At 73.9% G+C, this 13,051-nt stretch carries 10 protein-coding genes; all 10 read left to right on the plus strand.

Features of this window, described 5'->3' with window-relative positions; genetic code table 11:
* Positions 1-236: 236 nt before the first annotated feature.
* The 10 genes from ACZ4W5_RS09335 (at position 237) to ACZ4W5_RS09380 (ending at position 13,024) form a co-directional block, all read left to right on the plus strand.
* The gene (locus ACZ4W5_RS09335) at positions 237-1,916 is read left to right on the plus strand and encodes a CTP synthase (RefSeq protein WP_402479622.1); all 1,680 of its coding nucleotides are present in this window, start codon (positions 237-239) and stop codon (positions 1,914-1,916) included.
* 104 nt (positions 1,917-2,020) lie between these two features.
* Complete coding sequence (locus tag ACZ4W5_RS09340; RefSeq protein WP_465653712.1) at positions 2,021-2,668, plus strand: NUDIX domain-containing protein; 648 nt, start codon at positions 2,021-2,023, stop codon at positions 2,666-2,668.
* Between the two features lie 220 nt (positions 2,669-2,888).
* Positions 2,889-4,967 (plus strand): tetratricopeptide repeat protein, encoded by a 2,079-nt coding sequence (locus tag ACZ4W5_RS09345; protein ID WP_465653713.1) that lies wholly within the window; start codon positions 2,889-2,891, stop codon positions 4,965-4,967.
* Positions 4,968-5,228: 261 nt separating this feature from the next.
* Entirely contained in the window at positions 5,229-6,344 is a 1,116-nt protein-coding gene (gene ald, locus ACZ4W5_RS09350) for an alanine dehydrogenase (protein ID WP_360238463.1), read from the plus strand.
* Positions 6,345-6,780: 436 nt separating this feature from the next.
* Positions 6,781-7,848: a ParA family protein gene (locus ACZ4W5_RS09355; RefSeq protein WP_030245868.1), complete on the plus strand. Its 1,068-nt coding sequence runs from the start codon at positions 6,781-6,783 to the stop codon at positions 7,846-7,848.
* Complete coding sequence (locus ACZ4W5_RS09360; protein WP_465653714.1) at positions 7,845-8,447, plus strand: hypothetical protein; 603 nt, start codon at positions 7,845-7,847, stop codon at positions 8,445-8,447. The genes ACZ4W5_RS09355 and ACZ4W5_RS09360 overlap by 4 nt, the downstream gene beginning before the upstream one ends.
* 127 nt (positions 8,448-8,574) lie before the next feature.
* Entirely contained in the window at positions 8,575-9,453 is an 879-nt protein-coding gene (locus ACZ4W5_RS09365; RefSeq protein WP_465653715.1) for a segregation and condensation protein A, read from the plus strand.
* Positions 9,454-9,794: 341 nt separating this feature from the next.
* Complete coding sequence (gene scpB, locus ACZ4W5_RS09370; protein WP_465653779.1) at positions 9,795-10,388, plus strand: SMC-Scp complex subunit ScpB; 594 nt, start codon at positions 9,795-9,797, stop codon at positions 10,386-10,388.
* Positions 10,389-10,450: 62 nt separating this feature from the next.
* A complete protein-coding gene (locus tag ACZ4W5_RS09375; RefSeq protein ID WP_360238457.1) occupies positions 10,451-11,791 on the plus strand; it encodes a pseudouridine synthase in 1,341 nt (446 codons plus the stop codon).
* 225 nt (positions 11,792-12,016) lie between these two features.
* Positions 12,017-13,024, plus strand: coding sequence for a helix-turn-helix domain-containing protein (locus tag ACZ4W5_RS09380; protein ID WP_360238455.1), 1,008 nt, complete (start codon positions 12,017-12,019; stop codon positions 13,022-13,024).
* The last annotated feature ends 27 nt before the right edge of the window (positions 13,025-13,051 follow it).

Consider the following 13,051-nt stretch of genomic DNA (forward strand, 5'->3'; position numbering starts at 1 on the left):
TGGTGCGCCGGTGGTGCGCCCGGCGCACGCTCCCGGAGTGCCGAGCGCGGGGCGAAAGGCGTCCCGGTCAGGTCACTGTTACCCTGGTATCCCGTGGACCGGCGGGATCAAACGCCCCGGACCAGCCGAACCGACGACCCTTCGAGCGCCGCGCACCTGCCGGCCTCCCGTCGCCCGGCGAGCCGCGAGCCTCCCGCCCACGTCACTTTCGACACGCGACCCACGGGAGCCCCCTCTTGGCACAGCCCCATTCCGGCAAGGCAGCGAACGGCCGCGCCGTGACGACCAAGCACCTCTTCGTCACCGGGGGTGTCGCCTCTTCGCTCGGAAAGGGGCTGACCGCCTCCAGCCTCGGCGCGCTGCTCAAGGCCCGCGGCCTGCGCGTGACGATGCAGAAGCTCGACCCGTACCTCAACGTGGACCCGGGCACCATGAACCCGTTCCAGCACGGTGAGGTCTTCGTCACCGACGACGGCGCCGAGACCGACCTGGACATCGGCCACTACGAGCGGTTCCTCGACACCAACCTGCACGGCTCGGCGAACGTCACCACCGGCCAGGTGTACTCGACGGTCATCGCCAAGGAGCGCCGCGGCGAGTACCTGGGCGACACCGTCCAGGTCATCCCGCACATCACCAACGAGATCAAGTCCCGGATCCGCCGGATGGCGACCGAGGACGTCGACGTCGTGATCACCGAGGTCGGCGGCACCGTCGGCGACATCGAGTCGCTGCCGTTCCTGGAGGCCGTCCGCCAGGTCCGCCACGAGGTCGGCCGGGACAACGTGTTCTTCGTGCACGTCTCCCTGCTGCCGTACATCGGCCCCTCGGGCGAGCTCAAGACCAAGCCCACCCAGCACTCCGTCGCCGCGCTGCGCAACATCGGCATCCAGCCGGACGCGATCGTGCTGCGCGCCGACCGCGAGGTCCCGCAGGCGATCAAGCGCAAGATCTCGCTGATGTGCGACGTGGACGAGGAGGCCGTGGTCGCGGCCATCGACGCGAAGTCGATCTACGACATCCCGAAGGTGCTGCACGGCGAGGGCCTGGACGCCTACGTGGTGCGCCGCCTGGACCTGCCGTTCCGCGACGTGGACTGGACCACCTGGGACGACCTGCTGCGCCGCGTCCACGAGCCGCAGCACATCGTCAAGGTCGCCCTGGTCGGCAAGTACATCGACCTGCCGGACGCCTACCTGTCGGTGACCGAGGCGCTGCGCGCCGGCGGCTTCGCCAACAACGCCCGGGTCGAGATCAAGTGGGTCACCTCGGACGACTGCGAGACCCCCGAGGGCGCCCGCGAGCAGCTCGGCGACGTCGACGCGATCTGCATCCCCGGCGGCTTCGGCGACCGCGGCGTCAACGGCAAGGTCGGCGCCATCACCTTCGCCCGCGAGAACAAGGTCCCGCTGCTGGGCCTGTGCCTGGGCCTGCAGTGCGTGGTCATCGAGGCCGCCCGCAACCTGGCCGGCCTGCCCGAAGCCAACTCCACCGAGTTCGACGCCGCCGCCAAGCACCCGGTCGTCTCCACCATGGCCGAGCAGCTGGCGATCGTCGACGGCAAGGGCGACCTGGGCGGCACCATGCGCCTGGGCCTCTACCCGGCCAAGCTCGCCGAGGGCTCGATCGTCCGCGAGGTCTACGGCGGCGAGCCGTACGTCGAGGAGCGCCACCGCCACCGCTACGAGGTCAACAACGCCTACCGCGCGGACCTGGAGAAGACCGGCCTGCAGTTCTCCGGCCTCTCGCCCAAGGGCGACCTGGTCGAGTACGTCGAGTACCCGCGCGAGGTGCACCCGTACCTGGTGGCCACCCAGGCCCACCCGGAGCTGAAGTCCCGCCCGACCCGCCCGCACCCGCTGTTCGCGGGCCTGGTCAAGGCCGCCATCGAGATCAAGACCGCGGCCTCCGAGTAGTTCCTCACTTCGGCCTCGGTGGTTCACCGGACGGCGGCCCCGCGATTCCCGCGGGGCCGCCGTTCGGCGTTAGATTGTGTCGCACTGACGAAAAGGGGAGAGCGATGGACGAGCGGAGCGACCTGGTGATCGCCGACACGGCCGAGGAGTGGGAGGTCCGGGCGAGCTCGACGCCGTTCCAGGGCCGGGTCACCGGCGTGCGCAGCGAGGAGGTCCGGATGCCCGACGGCAACTGGTCCCGGCGCGACTACCAGACCCACCCCGGCTCGGTCTCGGTGCTGGCCCTGGACGACAAGCAGCGGGTGCTGGTGCTGCGGCAGTACCGCCACCCCGTCCGCCAGCGGCTCTGGGAGCTGCCGGCCGGCCTGCTCGACGTGCCCGGCGAGAACCCGTGGCACGCCGCCCAGCGCGAGCTGTACGAGGAGGCGCACTGCCGGGCCGACACCTGGCGGATCCTGGCCGACTACTACACCTCCCCGGGCGGCACCGACGAGGCGCTGCGGATGTTCCTGGCCACCGACCTCGCCGAGGCCGAGGGCGAGCGGTACGAGGCCGAGGGCGAGGAGCAGGAGATCGAGGTCGCCTGGGTGCCGGTGCCCGAGCTGATCCGGCTGGTCCAGGCCGGGCTGCTGCACAACCCGACCCTGGTCACCGGCGTCCTCGCCGTGCACGCCGCGCTGACCTCCCCGGACGGCCTGGACGGGCTGCGCCGCCCGGACGCGCCGTGGCCGGCCCGCCCCTTCGAGGCCTGAGCGCCCGTCGGGGCGCCGGCCCCGTTCGGGGCGTGGGCGAACCAGCGGGGTTGATGCCTTGGGGTGATTCGCCGGTTCGTACGACCGGATGTCACCTCCGATCAGTCGGACGGTCGAACTACGCTTCGCAGACAGGGCGCCCGTCCCGGGCCGCCTCCGCCGAGCGCAGCGGGCCGACCGGCCGGACGCCGGGCGCGGGATGACGTCGGGAGTGGCACGGGTGGCGAGGAAGACGGCGACGATGGACCCCGGCCCCGACGCGCCCGCCGGCGCCGTTCCGGGGCTCGACCGGCTGCCCGCCGGGCCCGCCCTGTTCGCCGGGCGGCGCACCGAACTGGCCGCGCTGCGGGCGGCCGCGACCCGCCGGGTGAACGGCCGCTGCCCCGTCCTGGTGCTGGCCGGGCGCCCCGGCTCGGGCCGCACGGCGCTCGCCGCCCGCTTCGCCCGGACCGTCGCCGCCGACTACCCGGACGGCGTGCTGTTCGCCCGGCTGTCCGCCCCGGACGGCGGGCGGGTGCCGCCGGGCCGGGCCGCCCGGCTGCTGCTGGAGCAGCTCGACCCGCAGGCCGCCGTGCCGCTGCCCGGCGTCGTCGAGCACGGGCGGGACGAACCGGGCGGCGTGGCCCTGCGGGAGGCCCTGGCGGGACGCCGGGTGCTGCTGGTGCTGGACGACGTCCGGGACGCCGGGCAGCTGTGGCCGCTGCTCGCCGACGAGCCCGGCTGCCTGGTGCTCGCCACCACGGCCGGGCCGCTCACCGGCATCGAGGACATCGACCCGGTGATCCTCGGCGGGCTGGACCGGCAGGCCTCCGGGGAGCTGCTGGCCGACCTGGTGGGCGGCACCCGGGTCTCCTGCGACCCGGTCGGCGCGGCCGACCTCGCCGAGGCCTGCGCCGCCGGGCCGGCCGCGCTGCGGCTGATCGCCCGGTGGCTGCGCGGCAACCCGAAGATCGCGGTCACCGACGCGGTGCGCGAGCTCACCCGGGCGGTGGGGGAGGAGTCGGAGGCCGCGGGCGCCAAGGGCGCCGGCCGCGGCCGGGCGGGGAAGGCCGCGAAGGGCGCGAAGACCGCCAGGGCCGGCCGGACGCCGGGGACCGACGCGGCACCGGAGAAGAAGGAGGAGGGCGCCCCGGCGCAGGACGGCGCCGCGGAGCCGGTCGCCGGGCCCGAGCCGGCCGGCGACCCGTCGACCTGGGTCAAGCCCGGGCCCGCGCCCGCCGAGCCGGTGCCCGTCCCCGACAACGACCCGCTGCTGGGCGCCTTCACCCTGCTCTACCGGGGGCTGCCGGCCGCCCAGGCGCGGATGCTGCGCACCCTCACGCTGGCCCCGGCGCAGACCGCCGACCCGCGCACCGCCTCCGCCCTGGTCGGCTGCCCGGTGCCGGAGGCGGCTGCGACGCTGGCTGCGCTGGCCGAGCTGGAGCTGCTCGGCGAGGAGGCGTCGGCCGCCGACGGCACCCCGCGCTACCGGGTGCCCGGGCGGCTCTACCAGCGGCTGGTCCGGCTGCGGGAGCAGGAGGACCGGCCCGCCGAGACCGAGCTCGCCCGGGCCCGGTTGCTGGAGCGGCTGGTCCGGCTGACCGAGTCGGCCCGCGCCCTGCTGGACCCGGCCGACGGTCCGGCCCCCGACCCGCTGCCCGCCGCGCTGCGGCTGGACTCGGCCGGGCACGCCCGGGACTGGCTGTCGGGGGAGCGGGAGCTGCTGCTCGGCGCGGTGGCCGACGCGATCGGCCAGGGGGACCTGGACGGCTCGGCCGGCCGGCTGGTCACCGCGCTGCTGCGGGCACTGCCGCTGACCGGTACGGCCGCCCCCGCCGACCTCTACCGGCTGCACGAGCTGGTGCTCACCGTCGCCGAGCGCAACGGGCGCCCCCGCCGGGCCTCGGCGGCGCTGCTCAACCTGGGCGACCTCCAGGCCTCGGCGGGCCGCTGGGAGCAGGCCGCCGGGCACTACCGGGCCGCCCTGGAGCACGCCCGCGCGGTCGCCGACGAACCGCTCTGCGCCCGGGCCCTGGAGGGCGCGGCGGGCTGCCACCGGGCGCTCGGCGACGCGGTGCGCGCCGCCGACTGGTACGGGCGGGCGCTCGGGCTGCGGCAGTCGCTGGGCGACCACGCGGCCGAGGCCCGGCTGCTGGCCCGGGTCGCCGAGGCGCACACCGCGCAGCGCCGTTTCGAGGAGGCCGACCGGGAGTACCGGGCCGCGCTGGCCGTGCTGCGCCGGATCGGCGACGAGCGCGGCCGGGAGGCGATCGGCACGGCCCTCGCGGACCTGCGGGAACGCGTCGACGGCGGGTGGTGAGGGGGGTTTCGGAGGTATCGTCGGAAGTGCCCTGATACGGCACTTATGACAGGTAGGTTCCAGTGGAAGCCTACGAACCTGCCAATGTCTTCGGCGAAATTATTCGATTTGGAAGGCTGACAGGCCGCCTGGGCTTCATTACACTCGAACTCAGTCGCGCAGCGATCCCCTGCCCCGGCATGCCCGGAGGCTTCCCCACGTGCGCGTCGCCCACCGGTCTTCTCCGGTCGGGACCCCCATGGCAAGAGGACGTGTTCAGTCGTGAAGGTCGGCATCCCCCGCGAGGTCAAGAACCACGAGTACCGCGTGGCCATCACGCCCGCCGGCGTGCATGAGCTGGTCCGCAACGGCCACGAGGTCTACATCGAGGACAACGCCGGTCTCGGCTCCTCGATCCCCAACGAGGAGTACGTGGCCGCCGGCGCCACCATCCTCCCCACCGCCGACGAGGTGTGGGCCACGGCCGACCTGCTGCTGAAGGTCAAGGAGCCCATCGCCTCCGAGTACCACCGGCTGCGCAAGGGCCAGACCCTCTTCACGTACCTGCACCTGGCGGCCGACCGGGCCGGCACCGACGCGCTGGTCGCCTCCGGCACCACCGCTATCGCCTACGAGACCGTGCAGCTGGGCAACGGCGCGCTGCCGCTGCTCGCCCCGATGTCCGAGGTCGCGGGCCGGCTGGCCCCGCAGGTCGGCTCGTACCACCTGATGCGCCCGGCCGGCGGCCGCGGCGTGCTGCCCGGCGGCGTGCCCGGCACCCACCCGGCCAAGGCCGTCGTCATCGGCGGTGGCGTCTCCGGCTGGCACGCGGCCACCATCGCCATCGGCATGGGCTACGACGTGACCCTGCTGGACCGCGACATCAACAAGCTGCGCGAGGCCGACCGGATCTTCGGCACCAAGATCAAGGCCATCATGTCCAACTCCTTCGAGCTGGAGAAGGCCGTCCTGGACGCCGACCTGGTCATCGGCGCCGTGCTGATCCCGGGCGCCAAGGCCCCGAAGCTGGTCACCAACGAGCTGGTCTCCCGGATGAAGCCGGGCTCCGTGCTCGTCGACATCGCCATCGACCAGGGCGGCTGCTTCGAGGACTCGCGCCCGACCACGCACGACGAGCCGACCTTCCAGGTCCACAACTCGGTCTTCTACTGCGTGGCCAACATGCCGGGCGCCGTCCCGAACACCTCCACCTACGCGCTGACCAACGCCACCCTGCCGTACGTGCTGGAGCTGGCCAACCGGGGCTGGAAGGAGGCGCTGCGCCGTGACGCGGCGCTCGCCAAGGGTCTGAACGTCCACGAGGGCCAGATCACCTTCCCGGCCGTGGCCGAGGCCTTCGGCCTGGAGTCGGTCACGCTGGAGACCGTGCTCGCCTGAACCCCCTGACCGCGCGGCGGTCGTTCGCCCCCGACCCGATGCCCTCGGGTCGGGGGCTTCCGCGTGCCCGTGAACAGCGGGTGGACCGGGTGGGTCGCTCTGTCGTCAATTTCCGTCGGTGGTGTCACCCGACCCTCGGCGTCCCGCAGAAACGTTAGGGTCATGGGCCTGCTCATCCCTTGACAGCAGCCCGCCCGATAGTCGACACATCGTGCCCACTACCGTGGATTGTGTTGCTGCGAACGCCTTGAACGGCCTAGAGTCGCAAACCGTCGGCATGCTGCCACGCTGACGAATCGACATAGAGTCCTGGATCCCCAAGGAGGTAAGACGACTTGTGAATGAGTCGACAATTGCTCCCGGGGGTGGTCAGCCAGGACTGGCGGAGCTCACCGCCGGCCAGCCGAGTGAGGAGCCCGGGGCCCGGCAGGCATCCGTGGGCTCGGCCGAGGTCGGCTCGGTCGCACTCCGCACCTTCGAAGCACGCCAGAACACAGCACAGGTGACCACGGTGACCGATCACGACGCCGACTTGGCGGCCTACGGCCTGGCCTACGGCGAGTTCGCCTACGGCGCCTACGACGACCCGGACGCCGAGTACGAGCCGGACCCGGAGTACGCCGCCACGCTGGCCCCCGACGCCGCGCGCCAGCGCCGCGAGCGGGTCGGCCCGACCGGCCGTCCGCTGCCGTACTTCCCGATCCCCGCGCCGGTCGCCGAGCACGGCCCCGCCCAGATCATCGCCATGTGCAACCAGAAGGGCGGCGTCGGCAAGACCACGTCGACCATCAACCTGGGCGCGGCGCTGGCCGAGTACGGCCGCCGGGTGCTGCTCGTCGACTTCGACCCGCAGGGCGCGCTCTCGGTCGGCCTCGGCGTCAACCCGATGGAGCTCGACGTCACCGTCTACAACCTGCTCATGGAGCGGGGCCTGACGGCCGATGAGGTGCTGCTCAAGACCGCCGTCCCGGGCATGGACCTGCTGCCCTCCAACATCGACCTCTCCGCCGCCGAGGTGCAGCTGGTCAGCGAGGTGGCCCGGGAGTCCGCGCTGGCGCGCGCCCTCAAGCCGCTGCTGCCGGACTACGACTACGTCATCATCGACTGCCAGCCCTCGCTGGGCCTGCTGACGGTCAATGCGCTGACGGCCGCTCACAGCGTCATCGTCCCGCTGGAGTGCGAGTTCTTCGCACTGCGCGGCGTCGCGCTGCTGACCGAGACCATCGAGAAGGTGTGCGAGCGGCTCAACCCCGAGCTGCGCCTGGACGGCATCCTCGCGACCATGTACGACTCGCGCACCGTGCACAGCCGCGAGGTGCTGGCGCGGGTCGTCGAGGCGTTCGGCGAGCACGTCTTCCACACCGTCATCGGGCGGACCGTGCGCTTCCCGGAGACCACCGTCGCCGGCGAGCCGATCACGACCTACGCCACCAACTCGGTCGGGGCCGCCGCCTACCGCCAGCTCGCCAGGGAGGTGCTCGACCGGTGCCGCCCCGCCGAGTGAGTCTCCCGGGTGCCGACGAGCTGTTCCGGACCACCGGCGGGATGGCGCTGTCGCCGTCCCTCGCCCCGCGTCCGGCCGCCGAGGCATCCAGACCGGAGACCGCGCGGCCCGTCAACGGCACCGAGGGCCCCGAGGCCGCCCAGGGGCCCCAGGACGACCGGCAGGCGCCCCAGGAGCAGCAGCCCGCCGCCGCGGTGCCGCCGCCCGGCCAGCCGCCCGTCCAGCGGGCCGCCGGGGGCCAGGGCGCCGCACCGGCCGCGGCCACCGCGCCCGGCGGCCGCGGCACCGCGCCCGCACCGGCGGGCCGCTCCCACGCCGGCGCCGCCGAGGAGCAGGCCGGCGCCGCCGGACGCGCCCGGCCGCGCGGCCGGGCGCCGCGCCGCCCGAGCGGGCGTGAGCGGCACGACGAGAAGATCACCGTGTACGTGTCCGCCGAGGAGCTCATGGACCTGGAGCACACCCGGCTGGTGCTGCGCGGCGAGCACGGCCTGGCCGTGGACCGCGGGCGGATCGTCCGGGAGGCCATCGCGGTCGTCCTGGCGGACCTGGAGCAGCGCGGTGAGGCCTCGATCCTGGTCCGGCGGCTGCGCGGCCGCTAGGGCCCGTCCGCTGGGCGCCGCGGCGGCGTGCCGCCGGTCCGTGGCGGGCCGGTCGTCGGCGTGTCGGCGGCGTGTCGGTGGGCCCCGTGGCCGGACGGCCGGTGCGGGCGGGTGAAGATGGACCGCCATGCCGAGCACCGTCGAACCAGCCGCCAGCGCCGTGAACGCCACCGAGGAGGAGTCCCGGGGCGGCTTCCGGGTGCGGCTGGACAACTTCGAGGGCCCCTTCGACCTGCTGCTCGGCCTGATCGCCAAGCACAAGCTGGACGTCACCGAGGTGGCACTGGCCACCGTGACGGACGAGTTCCTGGCGCACATCCGGGCGATGGGCCCGGACTGGGACCTGGACGCGGCGACCGAGTTCCTGGTGGTGGCCGCCACCCTGCTCGACCTCAAGGCCGCCCGGCTGCTGCCGGTGGCCGAGGTCGAGGACGAGGCGGACCTGGCCCTGCTGGAGGCACGTGACCTGCTGTTCGCGCGGCTGTTGCAGTACCGGGCGTACAAGCGGGCGGCGGCCGTGTTCGGCGAGCGCTGGGCGGCCGAGCTGCTGCGCCGCCCCCGGACCGTCGGGCTGGAGCCCCGGCACGCGGAGCTGCTGCCCGAGGTGGTCATCACCGTCGGCGCGGAGCGGCTCGCCCAGCTGGCGGCCAAGGCGATGGAGCCCAAGCCGAAACCGGTGGTGTACGTGGACCACATCCACACCCCGCCGGTCAGCGTGCGCGAGCAGGCCGCGCTGGTGGTCGGGCTGCTCACCGAGCTCGGCGAGGCCTCCTTCCAGCAGCTGGTCGCGGACGCGCCGGACACCCTGGTGGTGGTCGCCCGGTTCCTGGCGCTGCTGGAGCTGTACCGGGAGCGGGCGCTGGACTTCGAGCAGCCGGAGGCGCTCGGGGAGCTGCGGGTGCGCTGGGTGGCCGAGGAGGGCCGGGGCCCGGTCGAGGTGACGGACGAGTTCGACCGGCCCGCCGGCGGTGCGGAGCGGGCCGAGGAGGAGGACGGGCGGCGATGAGCGGCGGGCAGGACGGCGGGAAGGACGGCGGGCGGCCGGTGCGGCGCCCGCTCGGGCTGCCGGGGCAGCCGCGGGCGGAGGAGTGGCTGGAGCCGGCCTTCGTACTGCTGCCGGAGCCGGTGGTGGCGCCGGTAGCTGCTCCGGTGGTTGCTCCGGAGCCGGGGGACGGCGAGCCCCGGGTGGTGCACCAGAAGTCGGCCCCGTCGACTTCCGGTGCGCCGGATTCGGTCGGAACGGATGCGGCCGGGGCGGATTCGGTTGCGGCTGATTCGGTCGGGGCGGATCCGCTCGGGCCCGGGCCGGTCGGGCCGGGGCTGCGGGCCGAGCTGGAGGCGATCCTGATGGTCGTCGACGAGCCGGTCGGCGAGGAGCGGCTGGCCGGGGTGCTGGAGCGGTCGCGGGCCGAGGTGGCCGCGGCACTGCGCGGCCTGGCCGCCGAGTACACCGCCCAGGGGCGCGGCTTCGACCTGCGGCTGGTGGCCGGCGGCTGGCGGTTCTACAGCCGGGAGACCTGCTCCGAGGCGGTCGACCGCTTCCTGCTGGACGGCCAGCAGGCCCGGCTCACCCAGGCCGCGCTGGAGACCCTGGCGGTGGTCGCCTACCGGCAGCCGGTGTCCAGATCGCGGGTTTCCGCCGTCCGCGGTGTGAACTGTGACGGCGTGATGCGTACCCTGGTACAGCGAGGACTGGTGGAAGAGGCCGGATCCGAGCCCGAAACAGGTGCGATCCTGTATCGGACGACGAACTACTTCCTGGAACGGATGGGGCTCCGCGGCTTGGACGAGCTGCCGGAGCTTGCTCCCTTCCTGCCCGAGGTCGACGACGTGGAAGCGGAGTCCCTGGAGGGCACGATGATCGCGGAGGCGGTCTCCGCCGCTGCCGCGCAGGCCGCGGACGGCAGTGGCGAGGCCGATCGGGCAACGCCTGATCGGTAGGGGGAGGTGAGGTCGGCCGAGACGACCGCACATCCCAGACGGAACGACGTACGGACACTTTGATGCGTAGCAGTGGCAACGGCAGGAACGGCAGCGGCGGCGGTAGCGGTCGCGGCGGACAGGGCGGGGGTCGGGGCGGCTCCTACGGCGGCGGCAGCGGCGGCGGTCGCGGCGGGTCGGGCTCGGGTTCGGGCTCGGGTTCGCGCGGCGGCTCGTACGGCGGTGGCTCGTACGGTGGCGGTTCGTACGGCGGGGGCTCGGGTTCGGGTTCGCGCGGTGGCTCCTACGGCGGCGGCTCGGGCTCCGGCTCGCGCGGCGGTTCGTACGGCGGCGGCTCGGGTTCCGGCTCGGGCTCGCGCGGCGGTTCGTACGGGCGCGACGGCGGCCGTCGGGACGACCGGCGCGACGACCGCCGCTTCCCGGACCGCCCGCTGCGGCCCGAGGAGCGCAGGTACGACCGCCCCGAGTTCGGTGGCGGCCCGAACGCCACCCCGGCCCGCGGCGGCTTCACCGGCCGGCGTCCCGGCCCGGCCCCGCGCCCGCGCCGGGAGGGCCAGGGCGCCCCGGGCGACCCGCGCCGCCAGCCGCAGCGCTCGCGCGAGCTCCAGGCCAAGATCGAGGACGCCGTGCTGGCCCGGCACGACAAGCCGGCCGTCAAGCTGCCCAAGACCTTCGGCGAGCCCGAGGGCGAGCGCCTGCAGAAGGTGCTGGCCCGGGCCGGCGTCGGCAGCCGGCGCGCCTGCGAGGAGCTGATCGAGCAGGGTCGGGTCGCGGTCAACGGCAAGCAGGTCACCGAGCAGGGCAAGCGGGTCGACCCGGAGAAGGACGAGATCAAGGTCGACGGCCTGACCGTCGCCACCCAGTCCTACCTGTTCTTCGCGCTCAACAAGCCGGCCGGCGTGGTCTCCACCATGGAGGACCCGGACGGCCGCCAGTGCCTGGGCGACTACGTGACCAACCGGGAGACCCGGCTGTTCCACGTCGGCCGGCTGGACACCGAGACCGAGGGCATCATCCTGCTCACCAACCACGGCGAGCTGGCCCACCGCCTCACCCACCCGAAGTACGGCGTGACCAAGACCTACCTGGCCGCCATCCAGGGCCCGATCCCGCGTGACCTGGGCAAGCAGCTGGCCAAGGGCGTGGAGCTGGAGGACGGCTACGCCCGCGCCGACAGCTTCAAGGTGGTCTCCAACGTCGGCAAGAACTACCTGGTCGAGGTGACCCTGCACGAGGGTCGCAAGCACATCGTCCGCCGGATGCTGGCCGAGGTCGGCTTCCCGGTCGAGAAGCTGGTGCGCACCCACTTCGGTCCGATCGCCCTGGGCGACCAGAAGTCGGGTTGGCTGCGCCGCCTGACCAACCCCGAGGTCGGCCAGCTGATGCGCGAGGTCGGCCTGTAGGACCCGGGCCGGACGGCCGCTGTTCGTCGGAGGGTCCCCCGCCCGTGGTGGCGGGGGGCCCTCCGGCGTGTGTGTGAGCCGGGACGCAACCGCTGGTCACGGCCTTGTCAGCGCCATGATCCGTGGCCGAGGATGGCCACCGGAGCACGGCCCCGCCGCGTGGCGGGACTGCGCCAGCACGGGCGCCGCAGGGGTGTTCCGGAGCGAACAGGGGGAGACGGCGTCGTGTCCGATGCAGCACTGGGGCGGTCCGCCGGACACGCGCTCGGCCCGTTGGGACTGGCCGAGCCGGACGGGCAGGTGTACGCGGCACTGGTCGCCAACCCGCAGTCCACGGCGGCGGAGCTGGCCGAGAGCTGCGGCCTGACGGTCCAGCAGGGCGTGCGGGCGCTGGACCGGTTGGCGCAGCAGGGGATGGCCACCCGGGCCCCGGTGGACCGGGAGCGCTACCTGCCGGTCGCCCCGGACGTGGCGATAGGGACCCTGATCGGCCACCGGGAGTCCGAACTGCGCAGCGCCCGGGCCGAGATGCACCGGCTGATGGACGCCTTCCGGGAGGCCTCGCGGTACACCGACCCGGCGCACTCGGTGGAGGTGCTGACCGGCGGTGAGGCGATCGCCCAGCGGCTGGAGCACATCACCGGGACCAGCCAGTACCAGGTCCGCGGCTTCGACCGCCCGCCGTACATCCAGGACCCGGTTTCGGCGATGCCGTTGCAGCGGCGGCGGCTGCGGGAGGGCCTGCGGTTCCGGACGATCTACGACCGGGAGGCGGTGGCCTGGCCCGGCCGCCTGGAGCGGAATATCCTGGTCGGCGTCGCGGACGGCGAGGAGGCGCGGGTGCGGCCGACGCTGCCGATGAAGATGATCATCTCGGACGACCGGATGGCGATCATCCCGATCAGCGTCGGTGACAGCGTGCTGGACGCGGCCTACGTGATCCACCCCTCGGCGCTGCTCCAGGCACTGGACACGCTGTTCGAGGCCGAGTGGGAGCGGGCCGTGCAGTTGCAGGCCGCGATCGGCACCGGGGACGCCTCGCCGGAGCCGGACGCCGACCACCGCAAGCTGCTGGGGCTGCTGGCCGCCGGGCTGACCGACGAGTCGATCGCCCGCTCGCTGGGCTGGAGCGCCCGGACCACCCAGCGGCGGTTGCAGGCCCTGATGCGCTCGCTGGGCGCCACCACCCGCTTCCAGGCCGGTATGGCGGCCCGGGAGCGGGGGTGGCTGTGAGCCGGGGTGGCTGTCGACCGGGTGACG

It is taken from the genome of Kitasatospora sp. NPDC029367, assembly GCF_055569135.1.

What these genes read in the sequence shown, in the direction of transcription:
- ACZ4W5_RS09375 (WP_360238457.1), top strand. Translation starts at nt 10,451, where the DNA reads ATGCGTAGCAGTGGCAACGGCAGGAACGGCAGCGGCGGCGGTAGCGGT.
- ACZ4W5_RS09340 (WP_465653712.1), top strand. Translation starts at nt 2,021, where the DNA reads ATGGACGAGCGGAGCGACCTGGTGATCGCCGACACGGCCGAGGAGTGG.
- scpB (WP_465653779.1), top strand. Translation starts at nt 9,795, where the DNA reads ATGGTCGTCGACGAGCCGGTCGGCGAGGAGCGGCTGGCCGGGGTGCTG.
- ACZ4W5_RS09365 (WP_465653715.1), top strand. Translation starts at nt 8,575, where the DNA reads ATGCCGAGCACCGTCGAACCAGCCGCCAGCGCCGTGAACGCCACCGAG.